This is a genomic window from Vibrio renipiscarius (assembly GCF_000827885.1).
Lineage (GTDB): Bacteria > Pseudomonadota > Gammaproteobacteria > Enterobacterales > Vibrionaceae > Vibrio > Vibrio renipiscarius.
In genome coordinates this window covers 1-19,140 of record NZ_JTKH01000009.1, presented here as the reverse complement: position 1 = coordinate 19,140, position 19,140 = coordinate 1, and the positions used below count along the sequence as shown (strand labels likewise).

Sequence of the window (19,140 nt, the reverse complement as noted above, 5' to 3'; positions counted from 1 at the left end):
TCACACTAAAGACTTCTTCTATTGTCATTGGAAGGTATCTCATGCCTGAGAAATTCAATATGCAATCGCCTCCGTTTGATCGGCTAACCGCCGTTCAGCAAAAAACGTTACGCGCCTCGCTTGACGTTGCCTATTTCAGAGCGCGCGAGATCATCTTACAAAGTGGCCATCAATGCACCCACCTACACATTGTCATCAAGGGCGCAGTTGAAGAACAATCAGCAGAAGACCGCACCATCTTTGCACATTATGCTAACGATGATCTCTTTGATGTGAGGGCATTACTAGACAATAAAATCCGCCACCATTATTTCGCACTCGAAGATACTCTTTGTTATTTATTGCCCAAGTCCGTATTTCTAGATTTATACGAGAACAATGGACAATTCGCGGCCTATTTCGATAATAATCTCGCCAAACGCCAAGCCTTGTTAGACGCCGCTCAGCAGCAAAAAAACCTCGCCGAATTTATCCTAACGAAAGTCGATAGCGACATTTATCACCCGCCAATGATCTTATCGCATGATTTACCGATCGATAAAGTCACGGAAATTCTCAAATCAAACGCTCTCGATGCTGCGCTAATTACCCTTTCCGATGATGATCAACGCCTTGCCAATACCAAGCCAGACATGCCTTATGGCATCATCACTCGAACCAATATGCTGCATGCGGTCATGATCGATCGCTTACCGCTCGATACACCGGTCGGTAACATTGCGACTTATCCAGTCCTTCACGTCGATGAACATGATTACTTATTTAATGCCATGATGACGATGACCCGCCATCGCTTAAAGCGCTTGATGGTGTGGGACGGCCAGCGCCCCATTGGCATGCTCGATATGATTGAGATCCTCAGCGCATTTTCGACTCACTCCCACGTATTAACACTGACGATTGCAAGGGCAAATAGTGTGGAAGAACTTGCGGTCGCCTCTAATCGCCAACGTCAGTTGGTCGAGAGCCTTTTAAGCCATGGGATTCGCACGCGATTTATCATGGAACTGATCTCTGCGATCAATGAACAAATCATTGAAAAAGCTTTTGAGCTGACCATCCCACCAGCACTGCATGATCATTGCTGCTTAATCGTTCTAGGATCAGAAGGGCGTGGTGAGCAGGTAGTGAAAACCGATCAAGATAACGCACTGATCCTGAGGGATGGACTCGAATGGCCACAATGCAATGTCATCATGAACAAGCTCACTCACACACTGCAGCGGTTAGGCTACCCACTCTGTCCAGGCAACGTCATGGTGAATAATCCGGATTGGGTAAAAAGCCAAACTGAATGGAAGCAAACCCTCTCTTCTTGGTCAAAAGCCGCCAGTGCAGCACAGGTGATGAAGCTCGCCATTATGGCCGACGCTCATGCTGTGGGCGGCAACAAAGACCTGCTTGGGCCGATAAGTGACCACTTACATCAAATCATGGTCAACAACATGCTCACCCTGCAAGACTTTACGCGTCCAGCCTTACAATTTTCATTGCCACTGACCTTATTTGGTAACGTCAAAAACGACAAACAAGGGCTCGACGTCAAAAGTGGCGGTATCTTTCCAATCGTCCATGGCATTCGCACCTTATCGCTCGAATACCACATTACCGATAAGAACACCTTTGCTCGCATCGAAGCATTAGCAAAGAAAAACATTCTGGAACCCGACACTGCCGACAATCTCACGGAAGCGCTCAAACTGTTTTTTAAACTGCGTCTCAACCAACAACTAGACAACCAGCACAGCCATAACCGACTCGACCTCAAACAACTCGAGCGTAGTGAACGAGATTTACTGCGCCACAGCTTCCATGTGGTGAAAAAGTTTAAACAATTCCTTGGTTATCATTATCAGATTAGGGATTAAGGAGAGCGCGATGAACGGGTTACTGCGCCGCTATTGGCACTACAAATTGAAAGACTCCCCTTTCCAACACTACTTTGGTGCTTTGGAAAAAGGAGAATATGTCTCACTTGATTGTGAAACCACCAGCCTTGATCCCAAGCGAGCAGAACTGGTTACGATCGCGGCGACTAAGATCATTGGCAATCGAATTATCACCAGCCAACCTTTTGAAGTCCGCTTGCGAGCACCACAATCGCTGGATTCGAGTTCCGTGCGCATTCACCGAATGCGCCATCAAGATCTTGAAGGGGGTCTGGATGAAAAGCAGGCCCTACTCCAATTACTGGAATTTATCGGCAACCGGCCATTAGTGGGCTATCACATCCGTTACGACAAAAAAATTCTCGATATCGCCTGCCGTAAGCAGCTCGGATTTCCTCTGCCCAATCCCTTAATTGAAGTGAGCCAGATCTACCATGACAAATTGGAGCAGCATTTACCGAATGCCTACTTCGACTTAAGTTTAGATGCAATTTGTAAGCACCTCGATCTTCCAATGCAAGACAAGCATGATGCTTTGCAAGATGCCATTTCTGCTGCCCTCGTGTTTGTGCGCTTAACCAGAGGCGATCTGCCCAGTCTAAACTTTCCTTATCAATCATAACCACTATAGATGCGGTACATCCCGCATCTTCTTCCCAGCCCCATCCCCTTTATCTCTTCCCCCTAATCCTAAAGTCTAATTGTGGAAATAGCCGTTGTGATTGAAAGTTAGGACATTGCTATTCGTTATCCGATTGGGCTCGTTGCCATCGTGACGACGAAATAGGGATGTAACCTCTGACCGTCACCCTAGAAAGGTCAAAGGAAGCATAGGAATTTACAAGGAGAGAAACAATGAGTGAAGCCCACATTTATCCGGTCAAAGAAAATATCAAAGCGAATACACATGCGGATAAAGAGACCTACTTGGCCATGTACCAACAGTCTGTTTCTGATCCTGAAGGTTTTTGGGGCGAACACGGCAAAATCGTAGATTGGATCAAACCATTCACCCAAGTAAAAAGCACTTCGTTTGACACCGGACATGTCGATATTCGTTGGTTTGAAGATGGCACGCTCAACGTTTCTGCTAACTGTATTGACCGTCATCTCGCCAAGCGCGGCGATGAAGTCGCGATTATCTGGGAAGGCGATGATCCTGCCGACGATAAAACGCTAACCTTTAACCAGCTGTACAAAGAAGTGTGCCAATTTTCGAATGCCCTGAAAGAACAAGGTGTACGTAAAGGTGACGTGGTTTGTCTTTACATGCCAATGGTGCCAGAAGCGGCAGTGGCAATGTTAGCGTGTACTCGTATCGGGGCGGTGCATACCGTGGTCTTCGGGGGGTTTTCACCTGAAGCACTTTCTGGACGAATTATTGATTCCGATGCAAAAATCGTGATCACGGCAGATGAAGGCGTGCGTGGCGGCCGAGCAGTACCATTGAAGAAAAATGTCGATGAAGCTCTCACGAACCCAGACGTCAAAACCATTTCAAAAGTCATCGTATTTCAACGCACAGGCGGTGATGTCGATTGGCATGAACATCGCGATGTTTGGTGGCACGAAGCGACAGCGAATGTTCCAGAGCATTGTCCACCAGAAGAGATGAAAGCCGAAGATCCACTGTTTATTCTTTACACGTCAGGATCGACCGGCAAACCAAAAGGCGTACTGCACACCACTGGTGGCTATCTTGTTTACGCCACCATGACGTTTAAATACGTGTTTGACTACCAAGAAGGCGAAACCTTCTGGTGTACCGCCGATGTAGGCTGGATTACCGGCCATACCTACCTGATTTATGGGCCACTGGCTAACGGTGCAAAAACCATTCTATTTGAAGGCGTACCAAACTACCCGAAAACCAATCGAATGAGTGAAGTGGTCGATAAGCACCAAGTCAATATTCTGTATACTGCACCAACTGCTATTCGTGCTCTGATGGCGAAAGGCACCGAAGCGGTTGATGGTACATCTCGCTCAAGTCTGCGCATCATGGGTTCGGTGGGTGAGCCGATCAACCCAGAAGCATGGGAGTGGTACTACAAGACCATCGGCAACGAAAGCTCACCGATTGTTGATACTTGGTGGCAAACCGAAACGGGCGGCATTCTGATTGCCCCACTACCTGGCGCGACCGATCTCAAACCGGGTTCTGCAACCTTACCGTTCTTTGGTGTACAACCTGCGCTGGTTGATAACATGGGGAACATCATTGAAGAAACGGCTGCAGAAGGTAACCTGGTTATTCTCGACTCATGGCCTGGTCAAATGCGGACCGTTTATGGTGATCATGAACGATTTGAGCAAACCTACTTCTCAACCTTCAAAGGCATGTACTTCACCAGTGACGGCGCTCGCCGTGACGAAGATGGTTACTACTGGATCACCGGTCGTGTTGATGACGTACTCAATGTATCTGGCCACCGCATGGGGACTGCGGAAGTTGAATCAGCATTAGTGGCGCATCATAAGATTGCCGAAGCCGCGATTGTCGGTATTCCACACGACATCAAAGGCCAAGCGATTTACGCTTACATCACCCTCAATGATGGTGAATACCCATCAGCAGAGTTACATAAAGAAGTAAAAGACTGGGTACGCAAAGAGATTGGCCCAATTGCGACACCGGATGTACTGCACTGGACCGACTCATTACCAAAAACGCGTTCAGGTAAGATCATGCGTCGAATTCTGCGTAAAATTGCCGCTGGCGATACCAGTAATCTCGGGGACACTTCAACTCTCGCCGATCCAGGCGTAGTAGAAAAACTTATCGCAGAAAAAGCCGAACTCGCTTAATCCTCAAAACATCATCAAGAACCGCCTATTTAGGCGGTTCTTTTTTTGTCTGGCTCTCATTAATCACGCCCATCTTTACTTATCAACACCGCATTTCTGTTACCTCAGTTGCAGTTTCAAAAGCTGAACATGAGTGATTAGACCAGTAAATTGCTGCTAATTGCTGTGAATTAGCTATAATCTTTGACGATTTTTTAAAAATCGCACGATTGATAATGAAAAGTCGTGATGATTTATCGTATATTTAGGAATATGTAATTTCCACTCACGATAAAGGAAGATGTCAGCACAATGTCAGCAAAGTCACGTATTCTACTTCTGAATGGCCCAAACCTTAACCTTTTGGGGTTGCGCGAGCCTGGCCACTATGGCTCACAGACACTTGAGCAAATCGTTACGACCTTGGCTGAGCAAGCTAAGCAAGCCGATATTGAGTTTGAACATCTCCAAACTAATCGTGAGTATGAGTTAATCGAAGCGATCCACGCCGCTTATAATCACGTGGATTTTATTCTGATTAATCCCGCGGCATTCACGCACACTAGCGTCGCATTGCGCGATGCACTATTAGGTGTCTCGATCCCGTTTATAGAAATACATTTGTCCAATGTGCATGCTCGAGAACCATTCCGCCATCACTCTTACTTGTCCGATAAAGCACAAGGGGTAATTTGCGGTTTAGGCGCACAAGGCTACGAATTCGCTCTGTCGGCAGCGATTAAACACCTGCAGGCAAAGTAACCTAACACTCTGCGACCCTAACGGGTTGTCTTACTCACAAGATAAAGAGAAAGATAAAGATGGATATCCGTAAAATTAAGAAACTGATTGAACTAGTTGAAGAGTCTGGTATTGCTGAACTAGAAATCTCTGAAGGTGAAGAGTCAGTACGCATCAGTCGCCACGGCGCAGCACCTGTACACGCACCAATCCACTATGCAGCACCTGCGCCAGTAGCAGCGCCTGCACCAGTAGCAGCACCGGTTGCTGTGGCAGAAGTAGCAGCACCGGCAGCCCCTGCAGGTCACCAAGTTCTTTCGCCAATGGTTGGTACATTTTACCGCTCACCAAGCCCTGAATCTAAGTCATTCATCGAAGTAGGCCAAAGCGTGAACGCTGGCGACACGATTTGTATCGTTGAAGCGATGAAAATGATGAACCAAATCGAAGCAGACAAGTCTGGTGTTATTACGGCAATCCTAGTTGAAGACGGCCAAACGGTTGAATTTGACCAGCCACTAGTTGTAATCGAATAATCGAGGCTGAAGCTATGCTAGATAAATTAGTCATCGCGAACCGAGGCGAGATCGCACTTCGCATCCTTCGTGCATGTAAAGAGCTCGGCATCAAAACCGTCGCGGTACACTCTACTGCTGACCGTGATCTTAAGCATGTCTTGCTAGCAGATGAATCTATCTGTATTGGTCCTGCTCGCGGTATTGATAGCTACCTAAATATCCCACGCATCATTTCAGCGGCTGAAGTGACGGGTGCTGTAGCAATCCACCCAGGGTACGGCTTCCTTTCTGAGAACGCAGACTTCGCAGAACAAGTTGAACGTAGTGGCTTTATCTTCGTTGGCCCTAAAGCGGATACCATTCGCATGATGGGTGACAAGGTGTCAGCGATCAACGCAATGAAAAAAGCGGGCGTACCTTGTGTTCCAGGTTCTGATGGCCCACTTGATAACGATGAAGTGAAGAACAAAGCTCACGCGAAACGCATTGGTTACCCAGTCATCATCAAAGCGTCTGGCGGCGGCGGCGGTCGTGGTATGCGTGTGGTTCGTAGCGAAGCGGAACTAGCACAATCTATCGCGATGACGCGTGCAGAAGCAAAAGCGGCGTTCAACAATGATGTGGTTTACATGGAGAAATTCCTAGAAAACCCACGTCACGTTGAAGTTCAGATCATTGCTGATGGCCAAGGCGGCGCAATCCACCTAGGTGAACGTGATTGTTCTATGCAGCGTCGTCACCAGAAAGTGGTGGAAGAAGCACCAGCACCAGGCATTACTGAAGAAATGCGTAAGTACATCGGTGAGCGTTGTACACGCGCTTGTCTTGAGATTGGTTACCGCGGTGCAGGTACGTTCGAATTCCTATACGAAAACGGCGAATTCTACTTCATCGAAATGAATACTCGTATTCAAGTAGAACACCCAGTCACTGAAATGGTAACTGGCGTTGATTTGATCAAAGAGCAGCTTCGTGTTGCCGCTGGCCAACCATTATCATTTACTCAAGATGATATTAAGATCCGTGGCCACGCGATCGAATGCCGTATCAACGCAGAAGATCCAGTGCGATTCCTACCGTCACCAGGTAAGATCGAGCGCTTCCATGCGCCTGGCGGTATGGGTGTTCGTTGGGAATCTCACATCTACACGGGCTACACAGTGCCGCCTCACTACGATTCAATGATTGGTAAGCTGATCACGTATGGCGAAAACCGTGATGTGGCGATTGCACGTATGAAAAATGCACTTGGCGAGATGATCGTTGAAGGCATTAAAACCAACGTACCGCTACAAATCTCAATCATGAACGACGAAAACTTCCAACACGGTGGCGCTAACATCCACTACCTTGAGAAGAAGCTCGGCTTGCAATAATTCGTTCGCCAAATTGAGCAAAATGCCCACATTACGTGGGCATTTCTATTTCTGGCTGCTACACTCTGCGCCATTATTCGATTCACCCACGTTAAGAGTACCGACTCATGCCTTGGATTCAAATCAAACTCAATGCGACCAAAGAAAACGCCGAAATGGTCAGCGACATGCTTATGGAAGAGACTGGCGCACTATCTGTTACCTTCTTAGATGCGAAAGATACGCCGATCTTTGAACCTCTTCCTGGCGAAACTCGCTTATGGGGTGATATTGATATCCTCGCACTGTACGACGCAGAAGCGGACACTCAATTTATTGTGAGTCAAATTAAAGCAAGTGGCATGCTTGCTGAAGGTTTTGCACACAAAGTAGAACAACTTGAAGATAAAGACTGGGAACGTGAATGGATGGATAACTTCCACCCAATGCAGTTCGGTGAACGTCTGTGGATTTGCCCAAGCTGGCGTGATGTGCCAGATCCTGAAGCGGTGAACGTTCTGCTTGATCCAGGTCTTGCATTCGGCACGGGAACTCACCCAACGACTGCGCTTTGCTTAGAGTGGCTAGAAAGCATCGATCTTGCAGGTAAAACTGTGATCGATTTCGGTTGTGGTTCAGGCATCCTTGCGATCGCAGCGATCAAACTAGGCGCAGAAAAAGTGATTGGGATCGACATTGATCCTCAAGCTCTCGTTGCATCTAAAGACAACGCCGAACGTAATGGCGTTGCTGACCAACTGCATGTCTACCTTCCACAAGATCAACCTGAAAACATGATTGCTGACGTTGTTGTTGCCAACATTTTGGCTGCCCCACTGCGTGAGCTATCGCCAATCATTAAAGGTCTGGTTAAGCCAAACGGCTTATTAGCGATGTCCGGTGTTTTAGACACTCAAGCAGAAGATGTGGCTAACTATTACCGTGACGAGCTTCACATCGATCCAATAAAAGCCCAAACAGAGTGGTGTCGCATCTCTGGTCGCAAGCAAGGCTAGATAAGGTTTTTAACCTTAATTGTTTGAATTTTATACGAATTAACAAAACAATTTGGTAATGCTCAAATAATAGTCTTTTCACGCAGTGAAAAAATGCGTAAAATGCGCGCCCTTGCTGGTACAGAACTGTGAAGATGTTTTGAAAATAGGTAATTATCAACTCAAGAACAAACTAATCGTCGCTCCTATGGCGGGCGTTACGGATAGACCTTTTCGTGAGTTGTGTCTCCGCTATGGTGCGGGAATGGCTGTCAGTGAAATGATGTCCTCTAATCCAAAGCTATGGAATACGGCCAAATCAAAACAGCGAATGGTACATGAAGGCGAATCGGGCATTCGATCGGTACAAATCGCAGGCTCTGATCCCCAGTTAATGGCTGAAGCAGCTCAATTCAGTGTTGAGAACGGTGCGCAAATCATCGATATCAATATGGGCTGCCCAGCAAAAAAAGTGAATAAGAAGCTAGCCGGCTCTGCACTACTTCAGCATCCAGAGATCATTAAAGATATTCTGAAAGCGGTAGTAGGCGCGGTCGACGTACCTGTAACGTTGAAAACCCGTACTGGCTGGGACACAGAAAACAGAAACTGTGTCTACATCGCTAAATTAGCCGAAGACTGCGGCATTCAAGCTCTTGCACTGCATGGCAGAACAAAAGCGTGTATGTACAAAGGAGAGGCCGAATACGACAGCATCAAAGCGGTAAAACAAGCAATCTCTATTCCGGTTATCGCTAACGGTGACATCGATAGCCCAGAGAAAGCGAAATTTGTGCTGGATTATACCGGCGCAGACGCTTTGATGATTGGACGCCCTGCCCAGGGTCGTCCTTGGATTTTCCAGGAAATCCAACACTATTTGGAAAACGGCACCGAGATGCCACAGCTTCCAATTACGGAAGTAAAAGGCATTTTGCTTGGTCATGTGCATGCTCTACATGAGTTTTATGGAGAGTACTTAGGCCCTCGCATCGCTCGTAAGCATGTGGGTTGGTACCTGAAAGAACATGAACAAGCTGTCGAGTTTCGCCGTACCTTCAATGCTATTGATATTGCTCCAGCGCAAATCGATGCACTAGAAGGTTATTTTGATAACGTTGCACCATAATTACGAGAAGAGCTAGACCGAATATGTTCGAACAAAATCTAACTTCAGAAGCATTAACAGTAACTACAGTAACTTCACAAGATCAAATCACGCAAAAGCCACTACGTGATTCTGTTAAAGCGTCTCTTAAAAACTATCTTGCTCAATTAAACGGCCAAGAAGTTACAGAACTATACGAATTAGTTCTAGCTGAAGTAGAACAGCCACTACTAGACACCATCATGCAGTACACTCGCGGCAACCAAACTCGCGCAGCAACTATGATGGGCATCAACCGCGGTACTCTTCGTAAGAAACTGAAAAAATACGGCATGAACTAATCTTTGATTAGTTTAGCGATTAAGAGGCCATGCTACTTGTTAGCATGGCCTTTTCTTTTTTATCCGCAATTTAAAAGCCCCCTACCACGGTTATTTATTCATTTGGCAGCAACTCGCCTCCTCACTCGCCAATGCTCCTAGAATCGAACAATGACTTGCATCATCATCAATGTGCCCACAACACGCATCATTGATTTTTTTTAGCGCACGACGAATACGCTTTAATTCTGAAATTTTCTGCTCTATCACCGCTAATTTTGCCGTCGTAATGGCTTTCACTTCTGCACAGCTATGCTCTGTCGCTTCCAGTTTTATATCCAGCAACTCTTTAATTTCATCCAAACTCAGACCAAGCTCTTTCGCCTTCAAAATAAAAGTCACTTGTTTTTGGTTATCTTCATTATACAAACGGTAGCCCGACTCACTGCGCCCTGCTGGCTTGATCAGCGTATTCTTTTCATAAAAACGCAGCGTATCGGCACTCACACCGCATCGTTTTGCTAATTCACCGATCTGAAACATGACTTTCCTTATTAACCTTCTCACTGCATTTATGGCTAAAAGCAGTGATATTTACAATTATTTTGAGATGCCAAACGATTGCGCGAGCTTTTGTAGAATAAATTGGTTAGAATGTGCGCCATCAAATTCGAAGTCTTATTGACTGTCGATAGGGAAAAGGTTTTTACCAAAGCTGGCCAATATTTTACCTAAAGGTAAAAACAAGTTCATCTTTGGCAAACATCTTTTAATTCGTGAATTTGAGGAAAATGGAAGCATGACTAACCGTCCTATTCGCCGCGCGCTGATCAGCGTATCAGACAAAACAGGTATTGTTGAGTTTGCACAAGCTCTCGCTGAGCGTGGTGTCGATATCCTTTCAACAGGTGGTACTGCTCGTCTACTGGCTGAGCAAGGCATTTCAGTAACCGAAGTTTCTGATTACACCGGATTCCCAGAAATGATGAATGGTCGTGTAAAGACCCTGCATCCAAAAGTTCACGGTGGTGTACTTGGTCGTCGCGGCCAAGATGATGACATAATGACCAAACACGGTATCAACCCTATTGATATGGTGGTGGTAAACCTATACCCATTCGCAGAAACGGTCGCTAAAGAAGGCTGTACCCTTGCTGACGCTGTTGAGAACATCGACATCGGCGGTCCAACAATGGTTCGCTCTGCCGCGAAAAACCACCGAGACGTGACTATTGTTGTCAACGCGCAGGATTACAAACGCGTTGTCGCTGAAATGGACGCGAACGAAAAATCTTTAACGCTAGAGACTCGCTTCGATCTCGCTATCGCAGCATTCGAGCACACCGCTTCTTACGATGGCATGATTGCTAACTACTTCGGTACCATGGTTCCTTCTTATGGAGAGAACAAAGAAGGTGACGACGAAAGTAAATTCCCTCGCACATTCAATCAACAGTTCGAGAAAAAGCAAGACATGCGCTACGGTGAGAACAGCCACCAAGCAGCCGCATTCTACGTTGAAGCAAACCCAGAAGAAGCATCCGTTTCAACGGCTCGACAAATTCAAGGTAAAGCCCTTTCTTACAACAACATCGCTGACACTGACGCCGCACTTGAGTGTGTGAAAGAGTTCGACCAGCCAGCATGTGTGATCGTTAAGCACGCTAACCCATGTGGTGTTGCACTAGGTAAAGACATCCTAGAAGCTTACGACCGCGCATTCAAAACAGACCCAACGTCTGCATTTGGCGGCATCATTGCTTTCAACCGTGAGCTAGACGCTGCAACCGCAACGGCTATCACTGAGCGCCAATTCGTTGAAGTGATCATTGCACCATCCGTTTCTGCTGAAGCAGTAGAAATCATCGCAGCTAAAAAAAACCTTCGTCTACTGGAATGTGGTGAGTGGACAACGAAGACGACTGGCTTTGACGTGAAACGCGTTAACGGTGGCTTACTCGTTCAAGACCGCGACCAAGGCATGGTGTCTGAAGATGACCTTAAAGTGGTTTCGAAGCGCCAACCTACAGCTGAAGAGCTAAAAGATGCCCTATTCTGCTGGAAAGTAGCGAAATACGTTAAATCTAACGCTATCGTCTACTCGAAAGGCGACATGACGATTGGTGTAGGCGCAGGCCAAATGAGCCGCGTTTACTCTGCGAAGATCGCAGGCATCAAAGCGGCCGATGAAGGTCTACAGGTTGAAGGCTGTGTAATGGCATCTGACGCGTTCTTCCCGTTCCGTGATGGTATCGACGCAGCAGCAGAAGCTGGCATCAAGTGTGTTATCCAACCGGGCGGCTCTATGCGTGATGACGAAGTTATCGCAGCAGCAGACGAACACGGCATGGCGATGATCTTTACGGGCATGCGTCACTTCCGCCACTAATATCCTCTTCGTATTTGGCACTGTGGCGTCGTTAGCTGCTTTCGCCCACCCCGGTCACATGGCCCGCTATGTGACCGGGGTGGGCTCAATCGCTGCCTAGCCACATCACCAACGACTTTGAGCAAGACTTATTTAATTTAGCTAATTTGAAATACTCTTAGTTTTAGAAATTTTTCATTTTAGAGCAAAGCCATATTGATAAGGTCAAGGAGAGCTCGCGGAGTTTATAACTATAAATGAGCAAGCTCGACGCAGAGATTAACAATATGGCGCAGCTATCAAAGGATAAATAAAATGAATGTACTTATTATCGGTGCTGGCGGTCGTGAGCATGCACTGGGCTGGAAAGTGGCACAAAACCCAAATGTAGAGACCGTATTCATCGCACCGGGTAACGCAGGCACTGCACTGGAACCTAAACTTGAGAACGTAAACATCGGGGTTGAAGACATCGCTGATTTAGTTGCGTTTGCTCAAGAGAAAAAAATTGAATTGACCATCGTTGGCCCAGAAGCTCCGCTTGTGATTGGTGTTGTCGATGCGTTCCAAGCGGCTGACCTACCTATCTTTGGTCCAACTCAAGCTGCGGCGCAACTTGAAGGTTCAAAAGCGTTTACGAAAGACTTCTTAGCTCGTCATGATATTCCAACCGGTGCTTACGCAAACTTCACTGAAATTGAACCCGCTTTAGCGTATGTGCGCGAACAAGGTGCACCAATCGTCGTCAAAGCCGATGGTCTTGCGGCAGGCAAAGGTGTCATCGTTGCGATGACACTAACTGAAGCTGAAGACGCAATCAAAGACATGCTCGCAGGCAATGCCTTCGGTGAAGCCGGTAGTCGTGTCGTTATTGAAGAATTCTTAGATGGCGAAGAAGCTAGCTTCATTGTCATGGTCGATGGTGAAAACGTACTGCCAATGGCAACCAGTCAAGACCACAAACGCGTAGGCGACAACGATACCGGTCCAAATACAGGTGGTATGGGCGCCTATTCTCCAGCGCCGGTGGTTACGCAAGAGATTCACGATCGCATTATGCAGGAAGTTATCTATCCAACCGTACGTGGTATGGCTGCCGAGGGTAACCCTTACTCTGGTTTTTTATATGCAGGCTTAATGATTGATAGCAATGGCACGCCAAAGGTAATTGAATACAACTGCCGATTCGGCGATCCAGAGACGCAACCAATCATGATGCGTATGCAATCTGATATGGTTGACCTGTGCCTTGCTGCTATCGATAAAAAACTAGATCAAGTGGAATCAAAGTGGGACCCACGAGCGGCTATCGGTATCGTACTTGCGGCGGGAGGCTATCCTGTCGATTACGATAAAGGCGATGTCATTTCAGGTCTCCCACAATTTGAAATTGAGGGAGAGAAAATCTTCCATGCCGGCACAACAAACTGTGAGGGTGATATCGTCACAAACGGCGGTCGTGTACTTTGTGCGACTGCTCTTGGTAATAGTGTCTCAGAAGCGCAGCAACGCGCGTATGAGCTAGCAAAACAAGTTAGTTGGAAAGGTGTATTCTTCCGCAGCGACATCGGTTACAGGGCGATTGAGCGCGAAAATAGAGCATAAGCCTCATTGGCTTATATTGAAATAATAAAAAGGCGCTGATATCAGCGCCTTTTTATTTATCGAGTAGTTGGGGTTTTTCTACACATTCTTGATTGTCATCTGTCAGCATTAATAATTGCTCAACAATCAAACCATCCCCTTTACGATCCCCAACAAAAGCCACATAGCTATCAATGTCTGCTAATCGGTTTACAACGAAATTCGGCAGTGTTTGATTAAACTCAAGCACGTCATAACTTTGGCCGCTACACGTTTCAAATTCTTGTCCATCCCAATACCCTTGAATGAGATGATTGCCTGATTTGTTCTGCGCTTTGGTGACATCTGCAACATTGACCGCTTCGGCTTTCACTTGCTCCAGCATCTCTCTGTTCATTGGCAGCACTTTCCCATTAATGCGATATTGCTGATAGACCGCATCACCATCTGGGTTAAAACGCACATGAATAGAATAAGGCACTAGGCCTATATTATCTTTTAACTGTTCGCCTTCACGAATTAACTCTCGTACCTGGCCATCTTCCCATCGATAGTTGCTTTGATACCAACCGTAATCGCCGGCCAGTACATAATCCGCAGCTTGAATCGGTACAGCAAGACGCTCTGTAAACCAATATAAGCTCGTTGCATCTCCCATATTCTGGCCGCCAGAATGCTGTTGAGACGTATCTAAAGCTGGATTGGTCACGCTGGAAGAGCAAGCGGAAAGGAGAGAAATAATTAATGAAGGTAGAATGATTTTTTTCATAGAGATGAGTATACGCCAAGGCGCGATACCTTGGCGTAAATTATATTATTTCACTGCGTCTTTAAGTGCTTTACCAGCAACAAATGCAGGAACATTCGCAGCAGCGATTTGAATCTCAGCACCCGTTTTAGGGTTACGGCCAGTGCGAGCTGCGCGGTGGTTCACTTTGAACGTACCAAAACCAATTAGTTGGACTTGGTCACCCTCTTTTAGTGCACCAGTCACACCTTCAAGAGTAGCTTCAAGAGCAGCTTTAGCTTGCGCTTTAGATAGGTCTGCTTTCTCTGCGATAAAGTCGATTAATTGGGTCTTGTTCATTAGGTTTCCCTTCTCATGTGTTATCGAATTCAACTCACTCTAAAACATAAATGCCCCATCTGGCAAAGGTTTGTAGGCATTCTTTGGCTTTCATGCCGGACTTTTAACCATAATATGAGTATTAACTCACAATTTGTTACGACCTGAGTCATAATGGAGACTTGTTTTTCAACCAATTTAACCTTATTTATAAAACGCTCTAGTGACGTGAAGCCTGATATTACGGGGCTTAGAGCGAATATAAAATACACACACCGATAATGCCCAGGCATAGCAAAAGTCACACAATAGCAACCCAGTGGTGATTTTCGCAGCAAAATTAGGTTGTGGTAAAACTTACATAGGAACAATATGTTGCTGCTAACTATATACGTCTCTGTTGCCATTGGCGTATCTTTTGTCTGTTCGGTCCTTGAAGCGGTCCTACTGAGTATTACCCCAAGCTATTTAGCTCAGATGCGACAACAGGGCCATCCCGCGGAAGAAAAACTATCGGCTTTAAAAAAGGACATTGACCGTCCTTTAGCCTCGATCTTGACGCTCAATACCATTGCTCACACCATTGGTGCTGCAACGGCGGGTGCACAAGCTGCGGTTGTATTCGGCAGTGAATGGCTAGGTGTATTCTCAGGCGTATTAACGCTAGGTATTTTGGTCCTTTCTGAAATCGTTCCTAAAACAATTGGAGCGACATACTGGCGCCAACTTGCGCCATCAGCGGCAAATATTCTTCGTTGGATGGTGTGGAGCTTAACGCCATTCGTCTGGTTCTCTGAACAGATCACTAAACGTCTCGCGAGTGGGCATGTCGCACCAAAAATGCGTGATGAATTGTCAGCGATGGCATTGTTAGCAAGAGAAAGTGGTGAGTTTGCAGAAGGTGAATCAAAGATTCTAAGCAATTTATTAGGAATACAAGATGTACCGGTCACTCAAGTGATGACACCGCGCCCTGTAGTTTTCCGTGTTGATGCAGAACTCACAGTAAAAGAGTTTCTAACTGAGCACCGAGATACGCCATTCTCACGCCCATTAGTTTATAGCCAAGCCAGTGATAACATTGTTGGCTTTGTCCACCGCCTAGAGCTATACAAGCTTAAACTAGCAGGATCTGGGGACAAGCAACTGGGGGCTGTCATGCGCCCTGTTCACGTGATTCTCAACAACATGTCATTACCAAAAGCTTTCGACCAGATGCTCTCTAAACGCTTGCAGCTAGCGCTTGTCGTGGATGAATACGGTACGGTACAAGGCTTACTGACACTAGAAGATATCTTTGAACATCTTATCGGTGAAGAAATCGTCGATGAAGCAGATAGCACAACGGACATGCAGGAACTCGCATTCGAACGCTGGGAAAAATGGAAGAAGCAGCACGGTGTTATTGAAAGCCGTGATGACGATGAAGATGAGCTTAATAACAGAGCGGAAACTGATTCAGGCGATAGAAAGAAATAACAACGCCAAATAGCAAAAAGGGAGCGAATGCTCCCTTTTTTAATACGCTTCAATCAGCCACTATAGTGCGACACCAATATTACTAACACCTTCTTCTTTTAGCTCAGAACGAAGATCTTTAATCAATTCTATATCGCGCTCTTCAGCGTCTTTTAATGGTCGGAAGATCGCCCACTGAACATCCCACTCAGCACAAACTGCTTCATTATCTTTTTGGTTCTCATTAGTGATCTCAATCTCTAATTGTGCACCCTCTAATTGAGCAACCGTCATCACCGATTGTTGACTGACTTTCTGCATACTTTCAAAAAGATCATCACGATCTAATAAGCCGTGAATTAACGTCGATAACGAGAAACATGCGTCAATAGCAGGGTAAACACCATAAAAGTCGAAGTCTTCAGAGCTTGGGATAATTTCTTCTAATTTTTCCAGTTGGCGCTCAAAGTTTACTTTTGCTGTTTTAACAGTTAATTGTTCCCAAATGCTGTCCAAAATATCGCGATACACACGAGCTGAAGCAAACTGAGTACTATCACAGAACATCGCATAGTTTGGGTACATGCGCTCACATAAGCACGCCATAAAGGTAATTTGTTTCCAAGGTTCTAACTTCTCGAGACGAAGTTGAAGCGGGTTCTGTAACATAATGACTCGTTGATTGAATAAAAAGACATCGGCAGTTTACTTGATAAGCGACAGGGAAAGAAGCAAAGCCTATGGACTATTAAACAAAAACAGCCCCCTAGCCACTCGTAGCGATAAAACTGACTAAAAATTAATTACGCTAACCTTGCAACCCGATTCAATCGCGCTGCCTTCTGCACATAAAAATGGCTCCGATACCATAAATCGATCCGTTCGATCTATGTGATCATCACGTTTGAATAAGTATAGTTGATAGAATAAAAGTGCTATTAGGGTAATCATCGATATCCACTCACGACTTATTATGATGTCATCATGAAAGGCTACATGCCCAATCATAGAGTCAGAATCATAGAGTAAGAGAGACGGCATCGCATTGATTTAAAGAGAGAGTTTCATGTTAGAAAATCTACTGATAAAAATAAGGCAATGCCAGCAGTGCGAACCTAGCCTCGCGCGAGGAGCAAACCCCATAATACAAGCTCACCAAGATGCACGAATTCTGATCATTGGCCAAGCTCCGGGATTAAGGGCTCATGACAAATCAATACCCTGGGATGATCCAAGCGGTGATAGGCTTCGAGCTTGGCTAGATATCGACAAAGAGGTATTCTACGATCAACGTCAGATTGCTATTGTGCCAATGGGGCTCTGTTATCCGGGAAAAGGCAAGAGTGGTGACTTACCACCGAGAAAGGAGTGTGCGCCGTTGTGGCATCAGTCGGTATTAGGTCTACTGCCAAATATTGAAATGACATTATTAATTGGTCAGTATGCACAAAATTACTATCTAGAACAAAAACCTAACACACTCACTGAAACCGTAAAGATATGGAAGAATTGGGCGCCTCATTACTTCCCTTTACCCCACCCCTCTCCGCGTAACACACTGTGGCTCAAACGAAACCCTTGGTTCGAGAGTGACGCAGTGCCATACATACGCCAATACGTACATACCATATTAAATCGATAAAAGGCCTAGTACATTCATTTTCAGGATTAAGATGGGCAACAAGTCTTGAGAAAAAAGGGGGGGATTGTCAAAATGGAAAGGAGAGACATTGAACGGTAGGTAATTCAATTTTCGACAGACGTAAAAAAGCCCTGCTATTACTAGCAGGGCTTCTTCAAATAGTGGCGGAGTGGACGGGACTCGAACCCGCGACCCCCGGCGTGACAGGCCGGTATTCTAACCAACTGAACTACCACTCCGCAGTGGCAAACTTACCATAGTAAGCGTCCATTTTGTTTCTAGATAGTCTATCTAAAAACGAAATTTAAAGCCTGGCGATGTCCTACTCTCACATGGGGAAACCCCACACTACCATCGGCGCTATTGCGTTTCACTTCTGAGTTCGGCATGGAATCAGGTGGGTCCGCAACGCTATGGTCGCCAAGCAAATTCTTTAATTCGGAAAGCTGTCTTATGTTCTCACACACATTCAATCATGTTCTTGCATTGAGTCCTACAAAACCCCTTGGGTGTTGTATGGTTAAGCCTCACGGGCAATTAGTACAGGTTAGCTCAACGCCTCACAGCGCTTACACACCCTGCCTATCAACGTTCTAGTCTCGAACAACCCTTTAGGGCACTTAAAGTGCCAGGGAAAACTCATCTCAAGGCTCGCTTCGCGCTTAGATGCTTTCAGCGCTTATCGATTCCGAACTTAGCTACCGGGCAATGCCACTGGCGTGACAACCCGAACACCAGAGGTTCGTCCACTCCGGTCCTCTCGTACTAGGAGCAGCCCCTTTCAATTTTCCAACGCCCACGGCAGATAGGGACCGAACTGTCTCACGACGTTCTAAACCCAGCTCGCGTACCACTTTAAATGGCGAACAGCCATACCCTTGGGACCGACTTCAGCCCCAGGATGTGATGAGCCGACATCGAGGTGCCAAACACCGCCGTCGATATGAACTCTTGGGCGGTATCAGCCTGTTATCCCCGGAGTACCTTTTATCCGTTGAGCGATGGCCCTTCCATACAGAACCACCGGATCACTATGACCTACTTTCGTACCTGCTCGAACCGTCATTCTCGCAGTTAAGCGGGCTTATGCCATTGCACTAACCACACGATGTCCAACCGTGTTTAGCCCACCTTCGTGCTCCTCCGTTACTCTTTGGGAGGAGACCGCCCCAGTCAAACTACCCACCAGGCACTGTCCGTAACCCCGATAAGGGGCCAACGTTAGAACATCAAGCATACAAGGGTGGTATTTCAAGATTGCCTCCACAAATACTGGCGTACTTGCTTCAAAGGCTCCCACCTATCCTAC

17 protein-coding genes, 1 tRNA gene and 2 rRNA genes are annotated in these 19,140 nt (G+C 46.3%); 13 read left to right on the top strand and 7 right to left on the bottom strand.

The genetic code is table 11. From position 1 onward, the window contains the following. Nucleotides 1–41 precede the first annotated feature (41 nt). From OJ16_RS08495 to fis, 9 genes are all read left to right on the top strand, one after another. Complete coding sequence (locus OJ16_RS08495) at nt 42–1,868, top strand: DUF294 nucleotidyltransferase-like domain-containing protein (protein ID WP_040989391.1); 1,827 nt, start codon at nt 42–44, stop codon at nt 1,866–1,868. 10 nt (nt 1,869–1,878) lie between these two features. Beyond that, a complete protein-coding gene (locus tag OJ16_RS08490) occupies nt 1,879–2,511 on the top strand; it encodes a 3'-5' exonuclease (protein ID WP_040989389.1) in 633 nt (210 codons plus the stop codon). Between the two features lie 233 nt (nt 2,512–2,744). Further along, complete coding sequence (gene acs, locus OJ16_RS08485; protein WP_040989387.1) at nt 2,745–4,697, top strand: acetate--CoA ligase; 1,953 nt, start codon at nt 2,745–2,747, stop codon at nt 4,695–4,697. 291 nt (nt 4,698–4,988) lie between these two features. Next, entirely contained in the window at nt 4,989–5,438 is a 450-nt protein-coding gene (aroQ, locus tag OJ16_RS08480) for a type II 3-dehydroquinate dehydratase (protein ID WP_040989386.1), read from the top strand. A 59-nt stretch (nt 5,439–5,497) separates the two neighbouring features. Beyond that, complete coding sequence (gene accB, locus OJ16_RS08475) at nt 5,498–5,953, top strand: acetyl-CoA carboxylase biotin carboxyl carrier protein (protein WP_040989384.1); 456 nt, start codon at nt 5,498–5,500, stop codon at nt 5,951–5,953. 14 nt (nt 5,954–5,967) lie between these two features. Continuing rightward, nucleotides 5,968–7,311: an acetyl-CoA carboxylase biotin carboxylase subunit gene (gene accC / locus OJ16_RS08470; protein ID WP_040989382.1), complete on the top strand. Its 1,344-nt coding sequence runs from the start codon at nt 5,968–5,970 to the stop codon at nt 7,309–7,311. 107 nt (nt 7,312–7,418) lie between these two features. After that, on the top strand, nt 7,419–8,306 hold the full coding sequence (gene prmA, locus OJ16_RS08465) for a 50S ribosomal protein L11 methyltransferase (protein ID WP_040989381.1): 888 nt from the start codon (nt 7,419–7,421) through the stop codon (nt 8,304–8,306). Between the two features lie 139 nt (nt 8,307–8,445). Then, a complete protein-coding gene (dusB, locus tag OJ16_RS08460; RefSeq protein ID WP_040989492.1) occupies nt 8,446–9,414 on the top strand; it encodes a tRNA dihydrouridine synthase DusB in 969 nt (322 codons plus the stop codon). Nucleotides 9,415–9,437: 23 nt separating this feature from the next. Further along, nucleotides 9,438–9,734 carry a DNA-binding transcriptional regulator Fis gene (gene fis, locus OJ16_RS08455; RefSeq protein ID WP_000462885.1) on the top strand — a complete coding sequence of 99 codons (297 nt, stop codon included), beginning with the start codon at nt 9,438–9,440 and terminating at the stop codon, nt 9,732–9,734. A 90-nt stretch (nt 9,735–9,824) separates the two neighbouring features. Here fis and zntR read toward each other — a convergent pair whose 3' ends face one another. Next, nucleotides 9,825–10,256 (bottom strand): Zn(2+)-responsive transcriptional regulator, encoded by a 432-nt coding sequence (zntR, locus tag OJ16_RS08450; RefSeq protein ID WP_040989206.1) that lies wholly within the window; start codon nt 10,254–10,256, stop codon nt 9,825–9,827. Nucleotides 10,257–10,512: 256 nt separating this feature from the next. Between zntR and purH the strand changes: the two genes are divergently transcribed. Then, nucleotides 10,513–12,102: a bifunctional phosphoribosylaminoimidazolecarboxamide formyltransferase/IMP cyclohydrolase gene (purH, locus tag OJ16_RS08445; protein WP_040989204.1), complete on the top strand. Its 1,590-nt coding sequence runs from the start codon at nt 10,513–10,515 to the stop codon at nt 12,100–12,102. A gap of 294 nt (nt 12,103–12,396) precedes the next feature. After that, nucleotides 12,397–13,686, top strand: a complete 1,290-nt coding sequence (purD, locus tag OJ16_RS08440; RefSeq protein WP_040989202.1) for a phosphoribosylamine--glycine ligase — start codon at nt 12,397–12,399, stop codon at nt 13,684–13,686. A 52-nt stretch (nt 13,687–13,738) separates the two neighbouring features. Here purD and OJ16_RS08435 read toward each other — a convergent pair whose 3' ends face one another. After that, nucleotides 13,739–14,434 carry a DUF1481 domain-containing protein gene (locus tag OJ16_RS08435; protein ID WP_040989201.1) on the bottom strand — a complete coding sequence of 232 codons (696 nt, stop codon included), beginning with the start codon at nt 14,432–14,434 and terminating at the stop codon, nt 13,739–13,741. Nucleotides 14,435–14,479: 45 nt separating this feature from the next. Beyond that, nucleotides 14,480–14,752, bottom strand: coding sequence for a nucleoid-associated protein HU-alpha (gene hupA / locus OJ16_RS08430; RefSeq protein WP_040989200.1), 273 nt, complete (start codon nt 14,750–14,752; stop codon nt 14,480–14,482). A 351-nt stretch (nt 14,753–15,103) separates the two neighbouring features. Between hupA and OJ16_RS08425 the strand changes: the two genes are divergently transcribed. Next, a complete protein-coding gene (locus OJ16_RS08425) occupies nt 15,104–16,210 on the top strand; it encodes a CNNM domain-containing protein (RefSeq protein ID WP_040989198.1) in 1,107 nt (368 codons plus the stop codon). Nucleotides 16,211–16,270: 60 nt separating this feature from the next. Here OJ16_RS08425 and OJ16_RS08420 read toward each other — a convergent pair whose 3' ends face one another. Further along, nucleotides 16,271–16,858 carry a YjaG family protein gene (locus tag OJ16_RS08420; protein WP_040989197.1) on the bottom strand — a complete coding sequence of 196 codons (588 nt, stop codon included), beginning with the start codon at nt 16,856–16,858 and terminating at the stop codon, nt 16,271–16,273. A gap of 397 nt (nt 16,859–17,255) precedes the next feature. Between OJ16_RS08420 and OJ16_RS08415 the strand changes: the two genes are divergently transcribed. Beyond that, on the top strand, nt 17,256–17,831 hold the full coding sequence (locus OJ16_RS08415; protein ID WP_040989196.1) for a uracil-DNA glycosylase family protein: 576 nt from the start codon (nt 17,256–17,258) through the stop codon (nt 17,829–17,831). Nucleotides 17,832–17,993: 162 nt separating this feature from the next. Here the strand turns inward: OJ16_RS08415 and OJ16_RS08410 are convergent. The 3 genes from OJ16_RS08410 to OJ16_RS08400 all read right to left on the bottom strand — a co-directional run. Next, nucleotides 17,994–18,070: transfer RNA gene (locus OJ16_RS08410), tRNA-Asp, on the bottom strand. Between the two features lie 70 nt (nt 18,071–18,140). Then, nucleotides 18,141–18,256, bottom strand: a 5S ribosomal RNA gene (rrf, locus tag OJ16_RS08405). A gap of 91 nt (nt 18,257–18,347) precedes the next feature. Then, nucleotides 18,348–19,140 (bottom strand): 23S ribosomal RNA (locus tag OJ16_RS08400); the annotation flags it as partial.